Source organism: Mycobacterium sp. (assembly GCF_004298145.1).
Classification (GTDB): domain Bacteria; phylum Actinomycetota; class Actinomycetes; order Mycobacteriales; family Mycobacteriaceae; genus Mycobacterium.
Genome location: NZ_SCRH01000013.1, coordinates 106,238 through 130,097, shown reverse-complemented (window position 1 = coordinate 130,097; position 23,860 = coordinate 106,238). Strand labels below are relative to the sequence as shown.

Below are 23,860 nucleotides of genomic sequence, written 5' to 3'. Positions count from 1 at the left end.
AACGGAAGACCCCGCGGCCAACGCCCCAACCCCGGGAAACCGTCACCGAAGTCCTGACACACAAACCGTCACCGATGTCCTGATACAGAACTGTCACCCATGTCCTGAGACATCACACCGTGAAACGCGAGTTCAGCGGGCAGGATATCGAACATACATTCGACACTAGCGCGACCCTGTGACAAGCGCCGCCGGGCTAGACCCAGTACGGCACCCGGGCGCGGTATTGGCGCATCGCGAAGGCCGCCAGCACCCAGCCGACGGCGGTCAGCACCAGCACCACGGCCCAGTGCCGCAGTTCCTGGTGCGCCCCGAGCAAGGGCGCGCGAACGATATCGAGGTAGTGCAGCAGCGGGTTGAGTTCGACGATCTTCGACCAGCGTCCCGCGCCCTGCTGGCGCAGGGTGTCGTCGTTCCAGATGATCGGCGTCATGAAGAACAGCAACTGCACGACCGAGAAGAGGAGCGGGCCGATGTCGCGGTAGCGGGTCGCCAAGATGCCGAAGCACAGTGACACCCATATGCAATTGAGCACGATCAGCGCCAGCGCCGGGATCACGGCGAGATCCGCCCACGACCACGGCTTGGGATAGATCATCGCGATGACGGCGTAGATGACGATGTTGTGCGCGAACAAGATCACCTGCCGCCACACCAGCCGGTAGACATGCACGCTCAGCGGGGTCGGTAACTGCTTGATCAGTCCCTCGTTGGCGACGAACACGTCGGCGCCCTCCAGAATGGCGGCGTTGATCAGGTTCCAGATGATCAACCCCAGCGTCACGTACGGCAGATGCACGGACAGCTCGAGGTGGAACAGCTTGGAATACAAACCGCCCATCGCGACGGCCGTGGTTCCGGTCGCGATGGTGATCCAGAAGGGCCCCAGCACCGAGCGGCGGTAGCGCTGCTTGATGTCCTGCCAGCCCAGGTGCAGCCAGAGTTCGCGGCGACGGAAGCCGTCGACGAGATCGCCTTGGGCGCGGGTAAACGTCCGCGACTGTGCCGCGGCGTCGAGGAACGTCACGATGGCCCTCCAGCCTTGGCGAATTGTTCACGACGTCCCAAGCGCCGCAATCGGATCCATTCGGCCAGACCGCGGGGGTCGCGACGGGTCACCAGGAAGAACCAGCCGAACCGCACCCATTCCTGCACCACCAGCTTGCGCAGGCCCGGCTGTGCGAGCAGGTAGCCGCGGTTGCGGTAGGTGTAGAACCGCTTGGTGGCGTTGTCGGGATATTGGGTGTGCATCCGGCCGCCCAGGATCGGCCGGAATTCGTCGGATCCGCACGGGTGCAGGTAGACCGCGTTCAGGCAGGTTCCGAAGGGCAGACCCGAACGCACCAGCCGGCGGTGCATCTCCACCTCGTCGCCGCGGATGAACAGCCGCAGATCCGGAACACCGATCGATTCCAGCGTGGCGGCACGGAACAGCGCACCGTTGAACAACGACGCGATACCGCGCAACAGGTCCTGCCCGTCCTCGGTACGTAATTCGCTTGCGCGCCTGCGCCATACCAGGCCGCGGCGCAGCGGAAACGCGAGCAACGCGGCGTCGTCGGAGTTGCACACCATCGGTGACACCTCGGCCAGGCCGTGCTTCTCGGCGCTGGCCAGCAGGGTGGCCAGAACATGCGAGTCCTGCGGGCGCCCGTCGTCGTCGGCCAGCCACACCCAATCGGCGCCTTGGGCCAACGCGTGCAGCATGCCGAGTGCGAATCCGCCGGCTCCGCCGAGATTTCGGCGTGATCCCAGATAGGTAGTCGGAATGGGTTGGCCCGCAACCAGTTCGCGGATTCGACCGTCACCCGAAAAATCGTTGTCGACGACGATGATGTGATCGGGCGGCCGGGTTTGCGTGCTCAGCACGTCGAGAGACTTGGCCAGCTCGTCGGGACGCCGGTGGGTGACGACGACGGCGACGACGGTGTCACTCATCCCCGGATGCTCTTTGGACCAGAGGTGTTTCGACCCGGTGCACGTCCCGGTTCGCGTCCCGGGTCTCGGCCAGCACCTCCCGCACGTGCCGGGCCGCTTCCTCCCCTTCGTACGCGCGCACCACGTCTTCGATGCCGCCGGTCATGCGGATGACTCCGTGCTCGATCCACATCGCCGTCTTGCACAGCCGCGCCAGGAATTCGTTGGAATGGCTGGCGAACACCAGGATTCCGGACCGCTCCACCAGCCTTTGCAACCGCGACTGTGCCTTCTTCAAAAAGTCGGCGTCCACCGCGCCGATACCTTCGTCGAGCAGCAGGATCTCGGGGTCGATGCTGGTGACCACGCCCATCGCCAGCCGGACCCGCATGCCGGTGGAATAGGTGCGCAGCGGCATCGACAGGTAGTCGCCCAACTCGGTGAACTCGGCGATCTCATCGACCTTGGACAGCATCTGCTTCCGGGTCTGCCCCAGGAACAGGCCGCGAATGATGATGTTCTCGTAGCCGGAGATCTCGGGGTCCATGCCGACGCCGAGGTCGAAGACCGGTGCGACGCGTCCGGTGACCTTCGCCCAGCCCCGGGTGGGCTCGTAGATGCCCGAAAGTAGGCGCAGCAGAGTCGATTTGCCCGCCCCGTTGTGGCCCACCAGTCCGACCCGGTCACCCAACTCGAGGGACATGGTGATGTCGCGCAATGCTTCGACGACGACCACGTTGGAGCTGTTGCGGCCGATCGTGCCACCCGCCTTGCCTAAGAAGGCCTTCTTCAACGAACGGGACTTGGCGTCGAAGATGGGAAATTCCACCCACGCGTTGTGCGTCTCGATGTGCGGACCCGACACCATGAACTTCTTGAGCTCGCTTACAGGTACTGACCGTGCCCGGGCGCACCCGGCTTGCCGACGCCCGGGGGAAGTGCGCCCTGGCGCATATTTTCCAGCTGCGCGCGGGCGGCCATCTGCTGGGCGAACAGCGCGGTCTGGATGCCGTGGAAGAGTCCTTCCAGCCAGCCGACCAACTGTGCCTGGGCGATGCGCAATTCGGCGTCGGACGGCGCGGTGCCCTCGTCGAAGGGCAGGGTGAGGCGATCGAGTTCCTCGCGCAGTTCCGGCGCCAAGCCCTCTTCCAGTTCCCGGATGCTGGTCGCGTGGATCTCGCGCAACCGGTTCCGGCTGGCGTCGTCCAGCGGTGCGGCGCGCACTTCCTCGAGCAGTTGCTTGATCATGGTCCCGATCCGCATCACCTTTGCGGGCTGTTCGACCAGGTCGGTCAGCGAGGGCTCGTCGCCGTCGTCCTCGGCGACCGCCATGATCCGCGGATCGAGGCCGCCGATGATTTCGACGTCGCTATCGTCGGGGCCGTCGTTGCGGGTACTCAACGTTTCACCATCCTTTGTGGACTATGGGTGTGGCGTCGTGCCATTTCCGCGCCATTCATAAATTCGGGCACCGCCATTGTCGTAGATCAGCGCCCATGACTTCGACTTATCCAGTGACACTAGTCCTTCGGGTACGGCGAACCCCCGGACAGTCGGCGTGCTGGTGTAGATGTACCGAATATTGAGCGCCTTAATCGCTTCGAGGACCCGCGGATCGGAATCACCCCGGCGCGCCGAGGTCCAGAAGATGTACCGGTTAGGGCCCGGACCCATCTGTTGTGGATAGTCGTAGTGCGTCCATAGCGGGTGCAGGTCGGCGACGGCATACATCCACGCGGTGCCGTCGGTGTTGGCGTTGCCGATCAGGGTGTCGTGGGCCCCGGGCAGCTTGGCCAGATAGGCCATGGCCATCAGATCGCGTTGGTCGATCATCACCGAGTCGTATTTGTCGCCGAACAACCACAGGTGCCGATAGAGGTAGTGGTGCGCGCTGAGCACGGTGGTCGCCACCAGCAGGACGGCGGTGGCCGACACCCAGACCGGCGTTGGCAATGGTTTGAACCGGCCGGTGAGCCGTCTGGCACCGGCCACGACGCCCACCACGATCGCGAACAACGCGATGCCGGCCATCGGCTCGAGCAGCAGGGTGGTGGCGGCCGCGATCCGGCGCGGGTCCTTGTAGAAGAACTCGCCGAACATTCCGGCCACCGCGCCGACGGGGCCGCCTATCGGATTTCCGGCGTCGACGTTCACCGCGATCAGCAGCAACCACAGGGCCAGCGGCCACCAGACCTGCTTGACCAGCAGAATGACGCCGCCGATGGCGGCCAGTGCGATCAGCCCGTATTGGACCGGGAAGTCGTTGAGGTGGCGGGAGTGCTGGAAGACGGCGTCGAACAGCCCCCGCTTCTTGCTGAGATAGGTGAGGAACGAGTGTCCGGCGATGATGTCTTCCTGCTCCTGGACGCTGATGAACTGCGGCAGCAGGATCAATCCGGACACCACCGCGATGCAGGCCAGGGCCATCGCATCGGCCAGCCTGCTGCGCACCGGATGCCACAGCGCTTCCATGAACCACCAGGCCAGGAGCATCAACAGCACGATGACCCCGCCGGTGATGTGCACCGACATGACACCCACCAGCGCGAGCACGGCCGCCGGGATGCGGTCGCGGTGCCGCAACGTGGAGGTGATCAGGACGAACGCCGGCACCGCGGCCCCGTAGGCCGACAGGTTGGGCATCGCGGCGACGGCGAACTCGACGTAGGGAACCGCAGTGAACGATGCCGATAGCGCGGCGGCGGTCGCCGCTGCTCCGGCGGTGCGCCATTCGCCCCAGGTCGGGCGCAGCAGGCGCCAGGTGAGCATCGCCGCGCCGGTCGGAAACAGCCACACGGCTGCGGCGACGGAGCTCAGCGTGTAGCCGGTGGTGGGCGCCGCCCCGGTCAGCTGGCAGAACACCGCGGCCAGGGCGTGGAACACCGACGGGTAGTACAGCGTGTGATGTGTCTCGACGTTGCGCAGCTCGCCCATGTGGGTGGACGACGCCTGGCCGGTGTCCAGGATGAACCGCACTTCGTTGGCGTGCCAGACCGCGTCCCAGGTGCTCGGGATGGATTGCCAGTGGGTCAGACCGTGATAGGCCGCCCACATGATCAGCAGGGCGCCCAACAGCACACCGGCCGCCACCGTGATGGCCGGCCAGCGGCTGACCTTGCGGGCTTCTGCATCGCGGTCGCGGTAGCGGGCGAGCAGCAGCTGGAAACCGATCATCACCAGGCACGCCACGACCAGCGCGGCCAGCGCGGTCCAGCCGTTCCACGGTATTCCGATGGCACCGAACGGAATAATGGCGAGCGCAACCACGCCGTAGGTCAGCGCCGGGCCCACCGCAACAGCGACCGGCCACGACAGCTGACTGATACGTGCGATGATCGCCCCGGGCGCTATCAGCAAAAACAATGCAATGAGCGTTCCGAACCAGAGCCCCACTCGACTAGTATGGCTGGCCGGGTGCCCTGGCTCGGGAGGCCACCGACTGGCCGGAACGGCTTGGACCCTTTCAAGGCACCCGCTACCGTCGCAATTTCGCAAAAACGCGGAAGCTCTAAGGTGGCCCACATGGCATATGACGTCGCCCGGGTGCGCGGACTGCATCCGTCGCTGGGTGACGGGTGGGTACACTTCGACGCCCCCACCGGGATGTTGATTCCCGATTCCGTCGCGACCACGGTGTCGACGGCTTTCCGCAGGTCCGGGCCCACCACCGTGGGGGCGCACCCGTCGGCGCAGCGCAGTGCCGCCATCCTGGAGGCGGCCCGGGCGGCGGTGGCTGATCTGTTCAACGTCGAACCCGCGGGTGTCGTACTGGGCGCCGATCGTGCGATCCTGCTGTCCACGCTGGCCGAAGCCTCGTCGTCGCGGGCCGGCCTGGGCTACGAGGTCATCGTCAGCCGCCTCGACGACGAAGCCAACATCGCCCCGTGGCTGCGGGCCGCGCACCGGTACGGCGCCAAGGTCAAGTGGGCCGAGATCGACATCGAGACGGGCGAGCTCCCGACGTGGCAGTGGGAGGGCCTGATCGGGAAGTCGACCAGGCTGGTCGCCGTCGCCTCGGCATCCGCGACGCTGGGCACGGTCACCGATTTGCGGGCGATGACCAAGCTGGTGCACGACGTGGGCGGCCTGGTGGTGGTCGACCATTCCGCCGCCGCGCCCTACCGACTGCTCGACATGAAGGAAACCGACGCCGACGTGGTGGCGGTGAACGCGGCCGCGTGGGGCGGCCCGCCGATCGGGGCGATCGTGTTCCGCGATCCGGTGCTGTTGAACTCGTTCAGCTCCATCTCGGCCGACCCCAAAGCCACGGGCGCGGCGCGCCTGGAGATCGGTGCGCACCAGTTCGGTCTGCTGGCCGGGGTGGTCGCCAGCATCGAGTACCTGGCGTCGCTCGATGAATCCGCCCGCGGAAGCCGGCGCGAACGCCTGGCGGTATCGACGCAATCCGCCACGTCGTATCTGAACCGGGTCTATGACTACCTGATGGTGTCGCTGCGCTCGTTGTCGTTGGTGATGCTGATCGGTCGTCCGGAGGTGCGGATCCCGGTGGTCAGTTTCGCCCTGAACGGTGTGCCCGCCGAACGAGTGGTGCAGCGGTTGGCGGACAACGGGATTCTGGCCGTCACCAACGAAAGCTCCCGCGCGCTCGATGTGCTGGGCGTCAACGACATCGGTGGCGCGGTCACCGTCGGGCTGGCGCATTACTCGACGACGGCCGAGGTCGACCAGCTGGTGCGCGCGCTGGCGTCGCTCGGCTGAGGCCCCGGCTGGCCTTTTGGTCGCGAGCGTAACGCCACGGCGAAAATCCAGCCCGAAAATCGCCGCCACGTTACGCTCGCGAATCCGCTTAGACGGTGAGCACGATCTTCCCGATCACCTCGCCCGCCACCAGCCGTCGATGCGCGTCACCGGCCTGCTGGATGGGCAGGCGGGCGCCGATGACCGGGCGCACCCGGCCGTCGCCGACCATCGGCCACACCGCGGCCGTCACCGCCGCCACGATCTCACTCTTGCTGTTCGGTCCGTCGACCGGACGCCCGCGCAGCGTGGTGCCGATGACCCGCGCCCGCTTGGCGAGCAGTTTGCCGATGTTGAGCTCGCCCTTGATGCCGCCCTGCATGCCGATGATGACGAGCTGTCCGTCGGTGGCCAGGGCATCGATGTTGCGGTCCAGATAGGCCGCCCCCATGATGTCGAGGATCACGTCAGCGCCGTTTGTCTCGTCGCGCAGCCGGGCGACGAAGTCTTCGTCGTGGTAGTTGATGGTGATGTCGGCGCCCAGGTCGCGGCAGAATTCGAGCTTCTCCGTCGAGCCGGCGGTGACGGCCACCCGGGCCCCGAGTGCCCGCGCGATTTGGATCGCGTGGCTGCCGATGCCGCTGGCTCCGCCGTGCGCGAGCAGGAGTTGGCCCCGGCCCAGGCCCGCGATGAGCACCAAATTCGACCACACCGTGCAGGCCACCTCCGGCAGCCCGGCCGCGTCGATAATGTCCACACCGGAGGGAATCGGCAGCACCTGGCCAGCGGGAACGGCGACGTATTCGGCGTATCCGCCCCCGGCCAGCAGCGCGCAAACCTCTTGCCCGACAGACCATTCCGTGACGTCGTCGCCGACTTCGGTGATGACGCCGGACACCTCCATGCCGATGGTTTCGCTGGCGCCCGGCGGGGGTGGGTACTTGCCGGCGGCCTGCAGCACGTCGGCGCGGTTCACGCCGGCGGCGGCCACCTTGATCACGACCTCGCCGGGCGCGGCGGAGACGTCGGCCACTTCCTGCCAGGCGAGTTGGTCGGGGGATTCGGCGACGATGGCGCGCATGGTGGCCACGCTACCGAGTGCCGCTACCCTGATCAGCGGTGGCGTGGCAGAGCGGCCTAATGCACTCGCCTTGAAAGCGAGAGACGGCTAAAACCGTCCGGGGGTTCAAATCCCTCCGCCACCGCTTTCGGTCACCCGACCGCGCCCGATCTAACCGGTGGGGATTTCGGCGGCGATCGTGTCCATCAGGGCCGTATACCGGCGAACTTCCGGATCCCGCCCGGGTTTGCCGCTGCTCACCACGCCGGCCGCCAGCCCGCGCGCCGGGTCGGCCCAGATCGCGATATTGGCCAGGCCGAGGTTGCCGAAGGCGTGCGGCGCATTACGCCCGAACGGCCCCCACCGGTTGGTGCCGAGGATGTAGCCGGTGCCCCACCGGGCCGGCTGCAGCCCGACCGCGAAATCCGGTCTCAGCCTTCGGCATTCGGCCACCGCGCCATACATCGTCTCGGGACTGATGACCCGCACACCTTCGAGTTCGCCTCCGCGGCGCCAGATCTCGGCGAACCGCGACATCTCCTGCGCGTTCGACACGGTGTTGGACGACGGGATGATGGTGGTCAGAAACATCGGCGAATTCGTATACGGGATCATCTCGTGCACGGTTCCGCCGATCGCCTTGCGGAAGATCTGGGCGATGACCGGCGGCAACGGCCGCCCGGTGGCGTGGCTCGGCGCCACCAGCGGCAGGTCCTTCTGGGCGACACCGAAGTTGGTCCAGCGGAAGCCCAGTGGGTCGAGGACCTCGGTGGCCAGGATTTCGCGAATCTCTTTGCCGGTGGCCGCGTAGACGATCTCGCGTACCAGCGGACCCCAGGTCAGCGCGTGGTACATGTGGAACAGCCCGGGGCGGTAGATCGGCCGCAATTCGCCGAGCTTCTGCTGCGCGTATTCGTGGTCGTCGGCGCGCTTGACGTCCGGCCGCGGGCCGGTCGGGAACGGCAGCCCGGCGCTGTGCGTCATCACGTGCCGGATGGTGATCCGGTGTTTGCCGTGACTGGTGAAGGTAGGCAGGTAGTCGCAGACCCGGTCGTCGAGTGAGAAGACGCCACGCTCGACGAGCATGTGCACCACGGTCGCCGCCACCCCCTTGGCCGCCGAGTACACGCAGAACGGGGTGTCGGGCGTGACGGGGATCTGCTCGGCACCGGGCGGGTCACTCGGGGCGTTGCCCCAGCCGTGGCCGATCGCGCGGTTGAGCACGACGCGGCCGTGCCGGCGGACGCACAACTGGATGGCCGGATGGAAGCCGGCCCGATACCAATGCCGCGCGGCCTGCCAGATCCGGTCTATTGCGGCGCTGTCGATTTCGGAGTGGTCTTCCGCCCCGATCGCCGTCACCGCGTCCAGGTCGGCCGGGAGGCGGATCTTGCCGTCGGGTGTCACCTCAGCGAGGGTACGTGCCGCCGGGCGGCGGGTGCCCCTATTCCCCGGTGAACTGCGGCGGGCGCTTGGCGAACGTCGCCGAGATGCCCTCGGTGAGGTCCTTGGACGGCAGGAAGGCCGCGTTCCAGGCGGCCACATAGCGCAGGCTCTCCGAGACGGCCGCGATGCGCTGCTGGTCGAGGACGTCCTTGATGCCGTGCACGGTCAGCGGGGGATTGGCGGCGATCTCCGCGGCGGTGGCGTGGGCGGCGGCCAGCGTGGCCTCGGCGTCCGCGCACACGTCGTTGACCAATCCGATCTTCTCGGCGCGCGCCGCGTCGATGTCCTTACCGGTCAGCGCCAGCTCACGCAGGTGTCCGTCGTTCAGGATCAGCGGCAGGCGGGCGAGGCTGCCGACGTCGGCGACGATGGCGAGCTTGACCTCGCGCACCGAGAACTTGGCGTCGGCGCTGGCGTAGCGGATGTCCACCGCCGAGATCAGGTCGACGCCGCCGCCGATGCACCAGCCGTGCACCGCGGCGATGGTGGGGGTCCGGCAGTCGGCGACCGCGGTGATCGCCCCCTGCATGCGTTTGACCTCGCGGTGGAACACGGCGCGCGGGCCGGCCAGCGCGTCGCCGGACAGCAGCGGGGTGAATGAACCCCCCATCGCCGGCACGTCCAGGCCGTAGCTGAAGTTGCGGCCCGAACCGGTCAGCACGATGGCCCGAACCTCGGGGTCGGCGTCCAACGCTCCGAACAGCTCGGGCAGCTCGGACCAGAAGGCCGGCCCCATCGCATTGCCCTTGCCCGGCCCGATCAGCGTCACCTGGGCGACGCGGTCCTTCTTCTCCACGGTGACGGATTCGTATGCTTGCGCCATATCGAGACCGTAGCGTGGCGAATATGTCTCCTGACTTGCGACCCGGCCCGCATTCCCCACCGGCCGACGAGCTGCGCAGCGCCGAGGACACCCTGGGGGTGTTGCAGCGGGTGCTGCATACGGTCGCCGACGACGACCTGTCGCGGCGGACACCCTGCGCGGAGTTCGATGTGTCCCAGCTGACCGGACACCTGGTGAACGCGATCACGGCCCTCGGGGGCATGGTGGGCGCGGAATTTCCCGAGCGTGACGAAGGCGATTCGGTGGAACGGCAGGTGATCGCCGCGGCCCGGCCGGCGTTGGACGCCTGGCACCGCCACGGCCTGGACGGGTCGGTGCCCTTCGGCAAGGGCGAGATGCCCGCCAAGAGCGCGTGCGCCGTCCTGTCGATCGAATTCCTGGTGCACGCCTGGGATTACGCGACCGCGCTCGGGCGCGAGGTCGACGCCGCCGAGCCGCTGTCCGAATACGTGCTGGGGCTGGCCCGCCAGATCATCAGGCCCGAGTTGCGGGGTCAAGCCGGATTCGACGACCCGGTCGACGTGCCCGCGAACGCCGGCGCGCTCGAGCAGTTGGTCGCGTTCACCGGCCGCAATCCGGCCTAGCGCGCTGGGCTTTCGTCGAACGTGCACACAGGGCGAAATCCGGGCAGCTTTTTCGCCGCCAGTGCACGCTCGGCGAACGCTAGACCCGCTCGAGGTAGAAGTAGTAGTACTTGCCCACCCCGCCCTGAAAGTCCCGGACGCCCTTGCCGTTCATGATGCCCATCACGGCGTCGTCGTCGATCTTCTTGAAGTGATCGTGCACCGGCTGGCCGTCGTAGACCATGGTGGCGGTGACCTCTCCGCGGAAGTCCTCCAGCCAAAGGCTGGCCTCGCCCTTGCCCATCTCGACGTTCGAGAACTTGTTGCCGTCGGCGTCCAGGCAGACCAGCGGCTGCACGTCGCTGACGGATTTGAACGTCTTGCCGAACCACCCGGCCTTTTCCAGTTGCCCGTTCATCTTGTGGCCGGTCTGGAACTCGCCGCCCTTCCACTCGCCGAGCATCCCCTCGATCGTCGCCGGCGCGAGTTCCGCCCAGAATTCGTCGAGCTCGGAATCCGCGATGTCGCCACTGTGCTCTTTGAACTCGGTGAACTTCTTCCGCGCGAGGTCCACGGGCGACTCCTTACGGTTCGGTGCGGGCGATCCAGTCGCAGGCAAAACGCAGCAGGGCATCATTTTCCTCCGGCGCACCAATGGTGACACGGATGCCTTCGGACGCGAACGGCCGCACCACCAGGCGTGCGTCGGCGGCCTGCTCGGTGAAGTCCGTCGTGCGTGACCCGAGCGGCAGCCAGACGAAGTTCGCCTGCGAAGGCGGCAGCTCGAATCCGGCGTCGCGCAGAGTGTCGCTCACGCGGGTGCGCTCGACGACCAGCGCGTCGGTGCGGGCCATCAGCTCGTCGGAGGCCTCCAGCGACGCGATGGCGGCGGCCTGCCCGACGTTCGTCACCGCGAACGGCATGACGACCTTGTCCAGCGCGGTGATCAGGTCGGGGTGGGCGACCGCATAACCGACGCGCAAGCCCGCCAACCCGTAGGCCTTCGAAAAGGTCCGCAGCACAACGACATTGCTGTGAGCCAGCGCCAGCTCCAGGCTGTTGGGCAGCATGCCGTCGCGGATGTATTCGACGTAGGCCTCGTCGATGGCGACCAGGATGTGCGACGGTACGGCGTCCACGAAACGGGCCAGGGCGTCCGGGTCGACGACCGTGGACGTCGGGTTGTTGGGGTTGCAGACGAAAATCAGCCGCGTGCGGTCGGTGATCGCCGCGAGCATCGCGTCGAGGTCGTGCGTGTGGTCGGTCAACGGCACTTTGACGGTGGTCGCGCCGGAGACCTGGATGATGGGCAGGTAGCACTCGAAGCTGCGCCAGCCGATCATCACCTCGTCGCCGGCCGCGGCGCTGATCTGAACCAGCTGCTGGCACAAGGTGACCGAGCCGCTGCCGACGGCGATGTGCTCGGGGGCGATATCGGAACCCAGGTGCATGGCCAGTGCTGCCTTGAGGTCCACGCTGGCGTTGTCCGGGTAGCGGTTGACGATCGCGATGGCACGCTCGATCGCCGCATGCACGCTGGGTAGCGGGCCGTAAACGGTTTCGTTGCTGGCCAGTTTGATGGACCCCGGCACGTTCTTGCCGGGCACATACACTGGCAGTCCGGCCAGTTCGGAGCGCAGGCGGGCGGTCACTTCGACAGTTTATGTCTCAACTGTGTACAGTATGGCCGGTTCCGCGAGACCGGAAAGGGGTCGGTACCCTCAGAAAGTCCAAAGGGAGGCGTGCCAGAGCGGCCGAATGGGGCTCACTGCTAATGAGTTGTCCCCCTCAAAGGGGACCGGAGGTTCAAATCCTCTCGCCTCCGCTGGGTCCTTTAACGGAACACGGAACCACAACTGAAGAACAAGCGCCCGTAGCTCAACGGATAGAGCATCTGACTACGGATCAGAAGGTTAGGGGTTCGAATCCCTTCGGGCGCGCTCACTCCTGTATGACGCCGGTTGATGCTTGACATTTCGCGTCCAAACGTGGTTCCGCTCAGCCCGGCCCGCGCGTAATATCAACGGCCTCGGGCAACAGTTCAGTTCCGTGCGAACCATCGGAGTTGAGTCATGTCCCGTGTCACTAAAATCCTCGCCGCCGTAGTAATCGCCTCCAGCGCATTCATGACGTCGGGTTGCGGTTGCAGCACAAGCGCATTGGGCGTCACCACTTGCACCTTGTGGTAAGCGGTCGAACGCTGTTGCGCCCTCGGGTTTGACGGAACCCGGGACACCCGCGCTGCCAGGGCCGGCCAGGCCCCGGCAACGATCCGTTCCGCGTCGTCGCTCCCGCCCTAGCGTCCCCCGAACGGGCCCGCAACATGGCCCCGGTGGGGCGGCTCGGTGACGCTCTCGGTCGGCTCGCCTTCCTCGGAACAGGGCGGCACGAGACGAGCTATCAGTGGGTCAGCCCGCGTTGTCGATGAGGCCCAGCGCCCGCTCGAACAGATGCACCGTGGCGGCGTGCAACTGGTCGCCGACCTCCTTCTCCGCCTTGCCCGCGCAGGCCCGCGCCAGCGTGCCCTCGATCACGATCCCGAGCTTGAAGCAGGCCAGCACGGTGTACCAGGTGATGTGCGACAAATCGCGGGTCGTGTTGGCCGCGTATCGCTGGAACAGCTCGTCGGTGCTGGCCAATCCATCCTGTCCGCCCAGGGCGTGACTGAACACGGCCGAACCGTCGGGCTGGCGCCAGGTGGTGATCAGCCAGCCGAGGTCCAGCAGCGGATCGCCGATCGTGCACATCTCCCAGTCGACGATCGCGACCACCTCCGGCCCGGTGCGCGAGAACATCACGTTGGCCGCGTGGTAGTCGCCGTGCATGATGCCGGGCGTCCAGTGCGCCGGCCGGTGCCGGTCCAACCAGCCCGACACCTCCTCGACCCCGGGGATCTGTGGCCCCGGATACCCGTCGTAGTCGTTGTAGGACTCCAGCTCGGAGAGCCAGCGCGGCACCTGGCGTTCCAAAAAGCCCTCCGGCTTGCCGAATTCGGCGAGGCCGGCGGCGACATGGTCGACGGCACCCAGCTTGGCCAGCGCGTCGGCCATCGACAACCCCATGCGATAGCGCACAGCGGGATCGCCCGCATGCAACGGCGGCAGAACCTCGCCGGCGTTGAATCCGTCGACCGGATCCATCAGGTAGAAGACCCCGTCGCCCAGCACCGCGGGGTCCTCGCAGACTGCGATCAGGTGGGGATGGGGCACGTCGGAACCGGCCAGTGCGGCAAGGACTTTCGTCTCCCGCAGGATCACGTTGTTGCTACGCGGACGCAGGTGTCGCGGCCCGCGCCGCAGCACGTAGGGCCGCCCCGCCCTGCTGAACCGCAGCATGACGTTCTGCGTTCCGCCGGTGACGGTGGAAACGTCCTCCAGCGGGCCCTCGCCGAGCCCCCGCCCGGACATCCATTCCGCTACGGCTTCCAGGTTCACCGAGTCCATTTTCAGGTCCACTCCTCAGCCCTTCGGGTGCGGCGTGTATCGGACGGTTTGCGCCGCAATCATGCCGTCGCGGAACACGAAGGTGTCCACACCGTCGTCGACCCGGTTGGCGGCCGAATCGGCGGCCCATTCCAGGAACAGCACATCCTTGTCGAAGAGCTGGGTCGTCAAGTCCCAGTTGGCATCCGGCAGATCGGCGAGCAGTTGCGCGAAGACGTTGCGGATGGGGTCCTTGCCGCGCGCGATGCCGGCGGGGCTGATCAGTACGGAGTCCTCGGCGTAGTCGACGAGGATTTCGTCGAGGTCGCCCGCGGCCAGCGCCGTGCCGTGGTGGGCGAACACTTCCTGCGGCGTACGCGCCGTGGTGGGGGTCATAGCACTCCCTTGCAACCTGTGGACCGTCTGGGAAAAAGACTAGGGCAGGGGCGACGGGCGGCCTCCGGCGGCGGTGGCTGGAAGAATAGTGTGCATAACTTACTTTCTAGGAAAGGGAGCTGGCGATGCCGCGGACCGACAACGATTCCTGGGAGATCACCCAAAGCGTCGGCGCCACCGCGCTCGGTGTTGCCGCCGCGCGTGCCGCGGAGACCGAGAGCGAGAACCCGCTGATCAGCGATCCGTTCGCGCGGGTGTTCGTCGATGCCGCGGGCCAGGGGATGTGGAGCATCTATGCGAATCCGGCGCTGCTGGCCAAGGCCGCCGAGATCGAGCCGGATCTCCGTGCGCGGCTGCAGCTGATGGTCGACTTCATGGCCACCCGGACGGCGTTTTTCGACCAGTTTTTTCTGGGTGCGGCCGACGCCGGGGTGCGCCAGGTGGTGATTCTGGCGGCCGGACTGGACGCGCGCAGCTGGCGGCTACCGTGGCCCGACGGCACGGTCGTCTACGAGCTCGACCAGCCCAAGGTGCTGGAATTCAAATCCAACACCCTGCGTGAGCACGGCGCGAATCCGACCGCGCACCTGGTCAACGTGCCGATCGATTTGCGCCAGGATTGGCCGAAAGCGTTGCAGGAAGCGGGGTTTGATGCTTCTCGGCCGGCGGTCTGGTCGGCAGAAGGTCTCGTTCGCTATCTGCCGGCGCAGGCCCAGGACCTGCTGTTCGAGCGGATAGATTCGTTGAGCGTCGAGGGCAGCTGGCTGGCGTCCAACGTCCCGGAGTCGGGTTTCACCGACCCCGCCCGGGTGCAGCGTCAGCGCGAGGACATGCGGCGCATGCGCGCCGCGGCCGCCGAACTGGTCAACGCCGAGATAACCGACTTCGACGACCTCTGGTACCCGGAGGAGCGCACGCCGGTCGACGGCTGGCTGCGTGACCGCGGCTGGGACGTCGCGACCGCGACGTTCGCGGAGTTGATGGCCCGGTACGGCCGCCGGACTCCGCTGGGTGCGGAGGATTCGATGCCGCCCACCCTGTACGTGTCGGCGCAGCGGCGAGCGCCGCGGTCCGAACGCTGAGATCGAAAGTGCCGCTGACGATTTAGCTGCTCGGTCACGCCATTCCGGGTGGGGATGTCGCGAGTTGGGACGAAGTCCTCGAATTAGCTGAGCTTCTTCAGGACGCTTGGCTGTCCCCAGGGTCGGCGAAGCGGGCCGTCGCGCGCCCGCCGACCGCCTCTGACGTGCCGGGACGTGCCGACAAGCACTGCCGCATAACCCATTGCATGTTTAGACATAAGTCGAATGGGTAACTTCAGGTCCACGAGAAAGTTCTGCTCGACCACATTGGAGGTCACGATGCGTGGCAGTGGGATCATCGGAACGGTTGCTTTGGTGTGGTTGCTGATCGGAGCCTTCGCGGCGTGGCAACGGGATTACTTCAAAAACGACCAAACGACCTGCGCCTCAGCGGGCACGGTTGCGGTGACCGTGGTCGCCGGACCCTTGAATTACTTCGGTGTCAACCCGAAGGTTACGGATTGTCATCTGCCGCAACCAAGTTCAATGCCAGCGATCAATCTCTAACTCACACCCGAAGGAAGTCGAAATGGTTATCTTAGGAATTGTCCTGCTTGTTCTCGGGTATTTCTTCCACGTACCCGTGCTGACCACGCTAGGCATCGTGCTGCTGGTGATCGGCGCGATCCTGTGGATCCTTGGCTCGATCGGCCGCCCCGTCGCCGGCAGGCGCTACTGGTATTAACGCTCCGGCCGTCGCGCGATCTGTTCACAGGGCGCGCATAGGTTGGTCATAGGCTCGGCTCAGTCGGCGGCGGATACTGGAGATTGTGACGCAGCCCCGAGCCTCGGTAGAGCGGGTTGTCATGTGCCGTGCCGACGGCAACCCCATCAACGTGCTGGTCGTCGACGACGAACCCGTCCTGGCCGAAATGGTGTCGATGGCGCTGCGGTATGAGGGCTGGAACATCTCCACCGCCGGGGATGGGGAATCGGCCGTCGCGGCCGCCCGCAACCAGCGTCCGGACGTGGTTGTTCTCGATGTGATGCTGCCCGACATGAGCGGCCTCGAGGTGCTGCACAAACTGCGCGGGGAGATCCCGCAGCTGCCGGTGCTGCTGTTGACGGCCAAGGACGCGGTCGAAGATCGCATCGCGGGCCTGACGGCCGGCGGTGACGATTACGTCACCAAACCATTCAGCATCGAAGAGGTCGTGCTGCGCTTGCGGGCGCTGTTGCGGCGCACCGGGGTGACGACGGTGGACAGCGGCGCGCAGCTGGTGGTCGGGGACTTGGTCCTCGACGAGGACAGCCACGAGGTCACCCGCGCCGGTGAGCCGATCTCGTTGACGTCGACGGAATTTGAACTGCTGCGGTTCATGATGCGCAACTCCAAGCGGGTACTGAGCAAGGCCCAAATCCTGGACAGGGTATGGAGTTACGACTTCGGCGGCCGGTCCAACATCGTCGAGCTCTACATTTCCTACCTGCGCAAGAAGATCGACAACGGTCGCGATCCGATGATCCACACGCTGCGCGGCGCGGGTTATGTCCTCAAGCCGGCCCGCTGACCCGCGGAGGGTCTGGTCCCTTCGGCTGCGGCTGCTGGTCGGACAGATCGTCGTCTTGGCAATCGTGTGCGTCGGCATCACCGCGGGGACCGAGCTGGCGCTGAACCATCACCTGGTGAAGCAGCTCGACGGCCAACTCGCCGGGACCTCATTCCGCTCGGCGCTGATGTACCCCGAACCGAACCACCCGGGATGGCACCACCACCACCAGCACTCCTACTACCCGAGGCCGAGGCCGGGGCCCGGGCCTCGGTTCCTGGACGCCCCGGGACAGCCGGCGGGCATGGTGGCGGCGGTCGTCAGCCAGGGCAAAACGGTTGACGCGGGCTACCTGACCAGCAGCGGCGCGCGGGACGACCTGACCCCGACCGCCCGGACCCAACTGGAACAGATCGCCGGCAACCGCGCGCCGGTCACGCTGAACCTGGACGGCCTTGGCCGGTACCGTGTCGTGGCGGCCCCGAGCCGGAATGGCAGCGACATCATCGTCACCGGCCTCTCCATGTCCAACATCGACGCCACCCTGATCCGCATGCTGGTCACTTTCGGCATCGTCACGGCGGTCGCGCTGGCGGCCGCGACGATCGCCGGGGTCGTGATCATCAGGCGGGCACTGGCGCCGTTGCGCCGTGTCGCGCAAACCGCGGGCGAGGTAGCCGACCTGCCGCTGTCGCGCGGCGAGGTCGAACTACCTGTGCGCGTGCGCGAATCCGACGCGAACCCCTCCACCGAGGTGGGACAACTCGGCGCCGCGCTCAACCGGATGCTCGACCACATCGCGGAGGCGCTTTCGGCGCGCCAGGCCAGCGAGACGCGCGTTCGCCAGTTCGTCGCCGACGCCAGTCACGAACTGCGCACGCCTCTTGCCGCGATCCGCGGCTACACCGAACTGACGCAACGGATGGGTGACGACCGCGAGGCGGTAGCGCAGGCGATGAGCCGGGTGGCATCCGAGACCGAGCGGATGACGCGCCTCGTCGAGGACCTGCTGCTGCTGGCCCGACTGGATTCCGGCCGGCCGCTGGAACGCGAATCGGTAGATCTGTCACGGTTGGCGGTCGATGCGGTCAACGACGCTCACGTCGCGGGACCGGATCATCAATGGGAACTCGACCTGCCCGAAGAACCGGTGGTCGTCACCGGTGACGCGGCGCGGCTCCACCAGGTGCTGACGAATCTGCTTGCCAACGCCCGCGTCCACACCGGCGCGGGCACCGTTGTGACGACGCGGTTGAGCACCGAGCCGTCGCACACCGTGCTGCAGGTCATCGACAACGGACCCGGCATCCCGGTGGCGCTGCAATCGGAGGTCTTCGAACGGTTCGCCCGCGGCGATTCCTCGCGCTCGCGCAAGGGCGGCAGCACCGGGCTCGGTCTGGCGATCGTCTCGGCCGTGGTGAAAGCGCACAACGGGACGATCGCGGTGAACAGCTCGCCGGGCCATACCGAGTTCACGGTGCGGTTGCCACCCAACGGATGACAACCGCCCGCATCGGCCTAGCTGGTGCAGGTCACATTGATTTCGAACGGCTTGTTCACCGGCTGCATCGGGTTGGCCATGTCGACCCCGGTGGCGGAGCCGCTGATCTTGTAGCTGTTGCCATCCTTGCTGGCGGTGGCGTTGCCCTGGCCGGTACCGGAGGTGTATCCGAGCGTCACACCGTTGACGTTGCCCAGCCCAACGGATTTCACCTGTGGGGGGTTGCCGTCGCTGAGCACGGCGGCGATGCCGGTCGCCGCGCCACCGATCGCGATGTTGATGGTGCCACCCGCATTTGTGCAGACGACCGAACCGGTGACGTTCTGGTCCTTGCCGTCGATGGTGACCTTCGTGCCGGCGGCACCGCCGGTGCTTGCCGACGCGCTGGTACCCGAGCTACTCGCGGAACTGTTCGTAGCCGACTTGTTACCACTCGAACAGCCGGAAATGCCCGCGGCCAGAATTGCCGCTCCGGCCACCGCGACCGTCAGTTGACGCTTCACCTGTTCTCCTTTGCCCGAAAGTTGCGGCCCTCGGCATTGAGAGCCGTCTGGGCAGTATGCGGGTTAACTGGACCGAGAATCCAGAACCCCGAGAAATTGTTGCTGTGTTCATTATTTAGCGGGTGAAATGCCGCCGGGAACGGCTTTCGCGGACTATTGCATCAATGGCAAGGTACAAATGGTGGACCACAAACCCCCCAGTCCCGTCATCGAGTCCGCCCATCGCGAATTTTTCCTGCCATTTCAGGACCACGCGGATTTCCGCAGCGCCGATCGCGGATTCATTGCCGCGTTGTCGCCGTGCGTGATTCGAGCGGCCGACGGCCGAGTGGTGTGGGACAACGATGCCTACGCCTTCCTGGACGGCGCGGCCCCGACGTCGGTGCACCCCGGCCTGTGGCGGCAATCGACGCTGGCCGCCAAACAGGGCCTCTACGAAGTGGTGCCGGGTATCTATCAAGTGCGCGGCTTCGACATCTCCAACGTGACTTTCGTCGAAACCGACACCGGCATCATCGTCATCGATCCCCTGGTGTCCACCGAAGTGGCCGCGGCGGCGCTTGCGCTCTATCGCGGGCAGCGCGGCGGCGACCGGCCCGTCGTCGCGGTGATCTACACCCACAGCCATGTCGATCACTTCGGTGGCGTACTGGGCGTCACCTCGCAGGCCGACGTGGACGCCGGCATGGTGGAAGTGCTGGCACCGGAAGGCTTCGTCGAGCATGCGGTGCGGGAAAACGTTTACGCCGGACCGGCAATGACGCGGCGGGCCACGTACATGTATGGCGCCCAGCTGCCGCGGGGACCCCTGGATCAGGTCGGCTGCGGACTCGGCCAGGCGACGTCCACCGGCGAGGTCGCCGTCATCGTCCCCACCGTCGACATCCGCACCACCGGTGAAAAACGCACGATCGACGGCGTGGAGATCGAGTTCCAGATGGCGCCCGGCACCGAGGCGCCCGCCGAAATGCATTTCTATTTCCCGCGTTTCCGCGCGCTGTGCATGGCGGAGAACGCCACCCACAATCTGCACAACCTGCTGACCCTGCGCGGTGCGCTGGTGCGTGACCCGCACGCCTGGTCCGGTTACCTCACCGAGGCTATCGACACCTTCGCCGACCGCGCCGACGTGGTGTTCGCTTCCCACCACTGGCCGACCTGGGGACGTGAGAGCATCGTGGAGTTCCTGTCGCTGCAGCGCGACATGTACGCGTATTTGCACGACCAGACGCTGCGATTGCTCAACCAGGGTTACACCGGTGTGGAGATCGCCGAAATGTTCCGGATGCCACCGGCACTCGAGCAGGCCTGGCACACCCATGGCTACTACGGATCGGTGAGCCACAACGTCAAAGCCATCTACCAGCGCTACATGGGTTGGTTCGACGGCAACCCGGCCCGGCTGTGGCCCCATCCCCCCGAGGCCCTCGCGCCCCGGTATGTCGAGGCGATGGGCGGCATCGACCGAGTCGTCGACCTCGCCAAGACCGCATTCGACTCTGGCGACTTCCGTTGGGCCGCAACCCTACTGGATCATGCGATTTTCACCGACAGTGGGCATGCCGGTGCCCGCGCACTGTATTCCGACACGCTCGAGCAACTGGCCTACGGTGCCGAAAACGCGACCTGGCGCAATTTCTTCCTCAGCGGGGCGACGGAATTGCGCGACGGCAACTTCGGCACCGCGGGTCAGGTCGCTTCCCCCACAATGCTTTCCCAACTGACGCCGGAGCAGATCTTCGACGGCCTGGCCATCCGGGTAAACGGCCCGCGCAGCTGGGATCGCGACCTCGCCATCGATATCATCTTTGCCGACACGGCGGTCGACTACCGACTCACCCTGCGCAACGGGGTGCTCGTCCACCGCAAGGCCGCACCCGATCCCGCGACGGCAACCGTTACGGTCAGACTGGCCGGCAAGATTCGGCTCCTCGCCCTGGTATCGGGTGATTTCAGCGCACCCGGTGTGGAGCTCTCCGGTGACCGGGGTGCGCTGCAGGCCTTACTGGATGTGCTCGACGCGCCGGACCCGAATTTCAACATCGTCACGCCGTGAGACCCGGTCGGCGTCACCCGACGTCGATCACCACCTTGCCCAGCACCTTGCGGTCGGCCACATGCCGCAACGCGGCGGCGGTCTCCGGCAGCGGGAATCGCGCGCCGATGTACGGCCGGACCGTGCCGGCGGCGAACATCTGCGACAGCTCCTTCAAGTCGCGCACGGCCTCATCGGGCCGGTCTGTCATGAAGGTGCGAATCTCCATGCCGCGCACACAGATGTCTTTGAGCAGTATGAGATTGAGCGGAATGGCCGGGATCGTTCCGGCCGCATAGCCCAGCGTGACGAACGTGCCGCCACGCGCGAGCCCGCGCAGCGCCGGCTCCGAATACGATCCGCCGACCGGGTCCAGGACCACGCGCGCGCTGTCGCCGGTGAGTTCACGGATCCGTGATTTCAGGTCCTCCCGGTCGTAATCGACGGTCGCCTCGGCGCCGCGCTGCCGGCACAGCTCGAGCTTTTCCGGACTCGACGCCGCGGCCAGCACCCGCGCCTTCATCGCCACCGCCAGATCGACCGCGGCCAGCCCCACGCCGCCCGCGGCGCCGAGCACGACGACCCAATCTCCTTCTGTGACCGCGGCGGTCGTGCGCAGCGCGTGATAGGCGGTCCGGTACGTCACGCCGAAGGCGGCGGCCGACGCGAAGTCGGCGTCCTCGGGCACGAGCTCCGCCTGGCTCGCGTCGAGGAGGGCCTGTTCGGCGAACGCCCCGAAGGTGGTCCCGGCTACCCGCTGTCCCGGACCGAACGGCGCGCCGTCGCCGGCGGCGATGACTTCACCGGCGATCTCATTGCCGGGGATGAACGGCGGCGGGATTTTCACCTGGTACTTGCCGGCGATGAACAGCACGTCGGGGAAGTTGACCGCGGCCGCGCGCACCCGCACCAGCAGCTGGCCGGGCCCGGGAACGGGGTCGGGCACGTCGTCGATGACCAGGTCCTCGGGGGTGCCATAGGAACGACAGACCACCGCGCGCATCAACTGGCCCCCAACCCACGTAAACAGAACCGCACCACGTGTGCGATGTCGTCGGGCCCGGGCTCCTCCGCCGAGCCCACATAGCGGCGCAGCGTCGCCGCCGTGCAGCTGAACACCGCCTCGACGTCGCGTTCGACGTCGCTACTGCCCAGTGCCGCAACGGGTTCGACGAGCAGCTCGCGAAGCGGCCGCATCATCTCCTGGTCGGCCGCGCGCCAACTCGTGCCGACCGACATCTGCCCGGCCGCCGCTCGGGTCATGCTGATCAGGTGCGGGTCGGCCACCTGCGCCAGTGTGCCCTCGATCCATCGGGCGACCTTGTCGTGCGGCTCGGATTCCTTGGCCATCTGGTGTTCGAGGTAGGACACGACGATGGCCACCCCGCGTTCCATGACGGCCAGGATGAGATCGTCTTTGCCCGCGAAATAGCGGTAGAAAGCCTTGTTCGACGAACCCGCCTCGGCGACGATGTCGCTGACCCGGGGCGGCTCGGGTGCCGTGTGTTCCATGACGCGCACCGCCGCGGCCAGAATGCGTTCCACCTCCTCGGTGGCCTCCCGCTGGCGGTCATCCAGGGCCCGCTCGACCGCCGCAGTCACCCTGTCAGAGGTCAACGAGGTCACCGTATTTGGCGCGGGCGGCCGCGCGCCGCACGTCGAGCATCTCGCTGGGCCAGTCGCCTTCCTCGGCCTCGTACCCCTTGAGCAGCATCCGGGCCAGGTTGACCTTGTGCGCTTCGGTCGGCCCGTCGGCCAGGCCGAGCGCGATGCCGCCGAGCAACACGTTGACGAGCGGCAGCTGGTCGGTGAGCCCGAGCGCGCCGTGCACCTGGATGGCGCGCAGCGCAATCGATTTGAGTACCTGCGACGCGAGGATCTTGCAGGCGGCGATCTCCGCGCGGGCGGCGCGCTCGTCGCCGTTGTCGATCAGCCAGGCGGCGTGCAACACGGTCAGCCGGAACGGGATCAACTCGGTGTACGAATCGGCGACGAACTCCTGCACCAGTTGTTTGTCGGCGAGCAGACTACCCTGGGTGAAGCGGCTTTTCGCCCGCCGCGACATGATCTCCACGGCGCGCTGCGCCATCCCGATGGACCGCATCGCGTGATGCAGCCGCCCGCCGGCCAGCCGGGTCTGCAGTATCGGGAAGCCCTGACCGGGCTCGCCGAGCAGGGCGTCGGCGGGCACGCGCACATCGTCGTAGTGCACCAGGGAATGCCCGGGCTCGTGCGGGTCGGCGCCGACCAGGTGGTGGTTGGCTTCCAGGACAAGCCCCTCGGTCCCGGCCGGGATCAGGAACGTCGATGCGCCGGTATGGACGGACACGTCGGGATCGGTGATCGCGACCACGATGAAGAAGGAGGCGACGGAGGCGTTGGAGGAGAAGTACTTTCGGCCGGTGATCACCCAGTCGTCACCGTCGCGGACGGCCCGGGTGGTGAACACCCGCGGGTCGGCGCCGCCCTGCGGTTCGGTCATCGAGAAGCACGAGAAGATCTCCCCGGACAGCAGCCCAGCCAGGTAGCGGTCCTTCTGCTCCGGGGTTCCGAAGCGGGCGATGATCTCGGCGTTGCCGGTGTCGGGCGCTTGCGTTCCGAACACGATCGGCGCCCACGGGCTGCGGCCCAGGATCTCGTTGATCAACGTCAGCTTGACCGCGCCGAAACCCTGCCCGCCCAGCTCCGGGCCCAGATGCGGTGCCCACAAACCCTTGTCGCGAACCTGCTGTTTGAGCGGGTCGACAATGCGGCGCCGCTCATCGTTCAGTGGCAGGAACTCGCAGCCTCCGAAGATCACCTCCAGCGGTTGCACCTCGTCACGAACGAATTCGCGGATCCACTCGAGCTTCTCCTCGAACTCCGGCTCGGTTGAAAAGTCCCAGGACATTCGAACACTCCTC

The 23,860-nt window shown here is 66.6% G+C and carries 24 protein-coding genes and 3 tRNA genes; 11 read left to right on the top strand and 16 right to left on the bottom strand.

Going from position 1 to position 23,860, the window contains the following annotated elements:
* Positions 1–196: 196 nt before the first annotated feature.
* The 5 genes from EPN51_RS05140 to EPN51_RS05120 form a co-directional block, all read right to left on the bottom strand.
* Complete coding sequence (locus tag EPN51_RS05140; protein WP_293038128.1) at positions 197–1,027, bottom strand: ABC transporter permease; 831 nt, start codon at positions 1,025–1,027, stop codon at positions 197–199.
* The gene (locus EPN51_RS05135; protein WP_293038125.1) at positions 1,024–1,938 is read right to left on the bottom strand and encodes a glycosyltransferase family 2 protein; all 915 of its coding nucleotides are present in this window, start codon (positions 1,936–1,938) and stop codon (positions 1,024–1,026) included. The genes EPN51_RS05140 and EPN51_RS05135 overlap by 4 nt, the downstream gene beginning before the upstream one ends.
* Positions 1,931–2,785, bottom strand: coding sequence for an ABC transporter ATP-binding protein (locus tag EPN51_RS05130; RefSeq protein ID WP_293038123.1), 855 nt, complete (start codon positions 2,783–2,785; stop codon positions 1,931–1,933). The genes EPN51_RS05135 and EPN51_RS05130 overlap by 8 nt, the downstream gene beginning before the upstream one ends.
* Before the next feature lie 17 nt (positions 2,786–2,802).
* A complete protein-coding gene (locus EPN51_RS05125) occupies positions 2,803–3,249 on the bottom strand; it encodes a bacterial proteasome activator family protein (RefSeq protein WP_293038151.1) in 447 nt (148 codons plus the stop codon).
* Between the two features lie 90 nt (positions 3,250–3,339).
* Positions 3,340–5,310, bottom strand: a complete 1,971-nt coding sequence (locus EPN51_RS05120) for a DUF6541 family protein (RefSeq protein WP_293038120.1) — start codon at positions 5,308–5,310, stop codon at positions 3,340–3,342.
* Between the two features lie 129 nt (positions 5,311–5,439).
* Here EPN51_RS05120 and EPN51_RS05115 point away from each other — a divergent pair, with 129 nt between their 5' ends.
* Complete coding sequence (locus EPN51_RS05115; RefSeq protein WP_293038117.1) at positions 5,440–6,636, top strand: cysteine desulfurase-like protein; 1,197 nt, start codon at positions 5,440–5,442, stop codon at positions 6,634–6,636.
* An 88-nt stretch (positions 6,637–6,724) separates the two neighbouring features.
* Here EPN51_RS05115 and EPN51_RS05110 read toward each other — a convergent pair whose 3' ends face one another.
* Positions 6,725–7,696 carry an NAD(P)H-quinone oxidoreductase gene (locus tag EPN51_RS05110; protein ID WP_293038115.1) on the bottom strand — a complete coding sequence of 324 codons (972 nt, stop codon included), beginning with the start codon at positions 7,694–7,696 and terminating at the stop codon, positions 6,725–6,727.
* Positions 7,697–7,733: 37 nt separating this feature from the next.
* On the opposite strand from EPN51_RS05110, the gene EPN51_RS05105 reads away from it, so the two are divergent.
* A tRNA-Ser gene (locus EPN51_RS05105) sits at positions 7,734–7,820 on the top strand.
* Positions 7,821–7,846: 26 nt separating this feature from the next.
* Here EPN51_RS05105 and lipE read toward each other — a convergent pair.
* Positions 7,847–9,082 carry a lipase LipE gene (gene lipE, locus EPN51_RS05100; RefSeq protein WP_293038112.1) on the bottom strand — a complete coding sequence of 412 codons (1,236 nt, stop codon included), beginning with the start codon at positions 9,080–9,082 and terminating at the stop codon, positions 7,847–7,849.
* 37 nt (positions 9,083–9,119) lie between these two features.
* Positions 9,120–9,944, bottom strand: coding sequence for a crotonase/enoyl-CoA hydratase family protein (locus tag EPN51_RS05095; protein ID WP_293038109.1), 825 nt, complete (start codon positions 9,942–9,944; stop codon positions 9,120–9,122).
* Positions 9,945–9,967: 23 nt separating this feature from the next.
* Between EPN51_RS05095 and EPN51_RS05090 the strand changes: the two genes are divergently transcribed.
* Entirely contained in the window at positions 9,968–10,549 is a 582-nt protein-coding gene (locus EPN51_RS05090; protein ID WP_293038107.1) for a TIGR03086 family metal-binding protein, read from the top strand.
* A 79-nt stretch (positions 10,550–10,628) separates the two neighbouring features.
* Here EPN51_RS05090 and EPN51_RS05085 read toward each other — a convergent pair whose 3' ends face one another.
* Together EPN51_RS05085 and hisC are read right to left on the bottom strand one after the other, a co-directional pair.
* Positions 10,629–11,102, bottom strand: coding sequence for a DUF4334 domain-containing protein (locus EPN51_RS05085; RefSeq protein WP_293038104.1), 474 nt, complete (start codon positions 11,100–11,102; stop codon positions 10,629–10,631).
* Positions 11,103–11,112: 10 nt separating this feature from the next.
* Entirely contained in the window at positions 11,113–12,180 is a 1,068-nt protein-coding gene (gene hisC, locus EPN51_RS05080) for a histidinol-phosphate transaminase (protein ID WP_293038101.1), read from the bottom strand.
* 84 nt (positions 12,181–12,264) lie between these two features.
* On the opposite strand from hisC, the gene EPN51_RS05075 reads away from it, so the two are divergent.
* Together EPN51_RS05075 and EPN51_RS05070 are read left to right on the top strand one after the other, a co-directional pair.
* A tRNA-Ser gene (locus EPN51_RS05075) sits at positions 12,265–12,353 on the top strand.
* A gap of 42 nt (positions 12,354–12,395) precedes the next feature.
* Positions 12,396–12,468: transfer RNA gene (locus EPN51_RS05070), tRNA-Arg, on the top strand.
* Between the two features lie 468 nt (positions 12,469–12,936).
* On the opposite strand, the gene EPN51_RS05065 is transcribed toward EPN51_RS05070, so the two are convergent.
* Together EPN51_RS05065 and EPN51_RS05060 are read right to left on the bottom strand one after the other, a co-directional pair.
* Positions 12,937–13,971 (bottom strand): phosphotransferase family protein, encoded by a 1,035-nt coding sequence (locus EPN51_RS05065; RefSeq protein ID WP_293038099.1) that lies wholly within the window; start codon positions 13,969–13,971, stop codon positions 12,937–12,939.
* A gap of 15 nt (positions 13,972–13,986) precedes the next feature.
* On the bottom strand, positions 13,987–14,346 hold the full coding sequence (locus tag EPN51_RS05060; RefSeq protein ID WP_293038097.1) for a nuclear transport factor 2 family protein: 360 nt from the start codon (positions 14,344–14,346) through the stop codon (positions 13,987–13,989).
* Positions 14,347–14,471: 125 nt separating this feature from the next.
* On the opposite strand from EPN51_RS05060, the gene EPN51_RS05055 reads away from it, so the two are divergent.
* The 5 genes from EPN51_RS05055 (at position 14,472) to EPN51_RS05035 (ending at position 18,419) form a co-directional block, all read left to right on the top strand.
* A complete protein-coding gene (locus EPN51_RS05055; RefSeq protein WP_293038094.1) occupies positions 14,472–15,428 on the top strand; it encodes a class I SAM-dependent methyltransferase in 957 nt (318 codons plus the stop codon).
* A 267-nt stretch (positions 15,429–15,695) separates the two neighbouring features.
* Positions 15,696–15,935: a hypothetical protein gene (locus EPN51_RS05050; RefSeq protein ID WP_293038148.1), complete on the top strand. Its 240-nt coding sequence runs from the start codon at positions 15,696–15,698 to the stop codon at positions 15,933–15,935.
* A gap of 22 nt (positions 15,936–15,957) precedes the next feature.
* Positions 15,958–16,113, top strand: a complete 156-nt coding sequence (locus EPN51_RS05045; RefSeq protein WP_008263106.1) for a DUF6131 family protein — start codon at positions 15,958–15,960, stop codon at positions 16,111–16,113.
* A gap of 121 nt (positions 16,114–16,234) precedes the next feature.
* Positions 16,235–16,939: a response regulator transcription factor gene (locus tag EPN51_RS05040; RefSeq protein ID WP_293038146.1), complete on the top strand. Its 705-nt coding sequence runs from the start codon at positions 16,235–16,237 to the stop codon at positions 16,937–16,939.
* Positions 16,917–18,419: a HAMP domain-containing sensor histidine kinase gene (locus EPN51_RS05035; RefSeq protein WP_293038001.1), complete on the top strand. Its 1,503-nt coding sequence runs from the start codon at positions 16,917–16,919 to the stop codon at positions 18,417–18,419. The genes EPN51_RS05040 and EPN51_RS05035 overlap by 23 nt, the downstream gene beginning before the upstream one ends.
* Before the next feature lie 17 nt (positions 18,420–18,436).
* Here the strand turns inward: EPN51_RS05035 and EPN51_RS05030 are convergent, their stop codons facing one another.
* Entirely contained in the window at positions 18,437–18,922 is a 486-nt protein-coding gene (locus tag EPN51_RS05030; RefSeq protein WP_293037998.1) for a lipoprotein LpqH, read from the bottom strand.
* A 178-nt stretch (positions 18,923–19,100) separates the two neighbouring features.
* On the opposite strand from EPN51_RS05030, the gene EPN51_RS05025 reads away from it, so the two are divergent.
* Positions 19,101–20,978 (top strand): alkyl sulfatase dimerization domain-containing protein, encoded by a 1,878-nt coding sequence (locus tag EPN51_RS05025; protein ID WP_293037995.1) that lies wholly within the window; start codon positions 19,101–19,103, stop codon positions 20,976–20,978.
* A 13-nt stretch (positions 20,979–20,991) separates the two neighbouring features.
* Here the strand turns inward: EPN51_RS05025 and EPN51_RS05020 are convergent, their stop codons facing one another.
* The 3 genes from EPN51_RS05020 to EPN51_RS05010 are packed head-to-tail and all read right to left on the bottom strand — an operon-like array spanning position 20,992 to position 23,847.
* A complete protein-coding gene (locus EPN51_RS05020) occupies positions 20,992–21,960 on the bottom strand; it encodes an NADPH:quinone oxidoreductase family protein (RefSeq protein WP_293037992.1) in 969 nt (322 codons plus the stop codon).
* A complete protein-coding gene (locus tag EPN51_RS05015; RefSeq protein ID WP_293037989.1) occupies positions 21,960–22,583 on the bottom strand; it encodes a TetR/AcrR family transcriptional regulator in 624 nt (207 codons plus the stop codon). The genes EPN51_RS05020 and EPN51_RS05015 overlap by 1 nt, the downstream gene beginning before the upstream one ends.
* Entirely contained in the window at positions 22,564–23,847 is a 1,284-nt protein-coding gene (locus EPN51_RS05010; protein ID WP_293037987.1) for an acyl-CoA dehydrogenase family protein, read from the bottom strand. Before EPN51_RS05010 ends, EPN51_RS05015 begins: the two co-directional genes overlap by 20 nt.
* Positions 23,848–23,860: the final 13 nt, after the last annotated feature.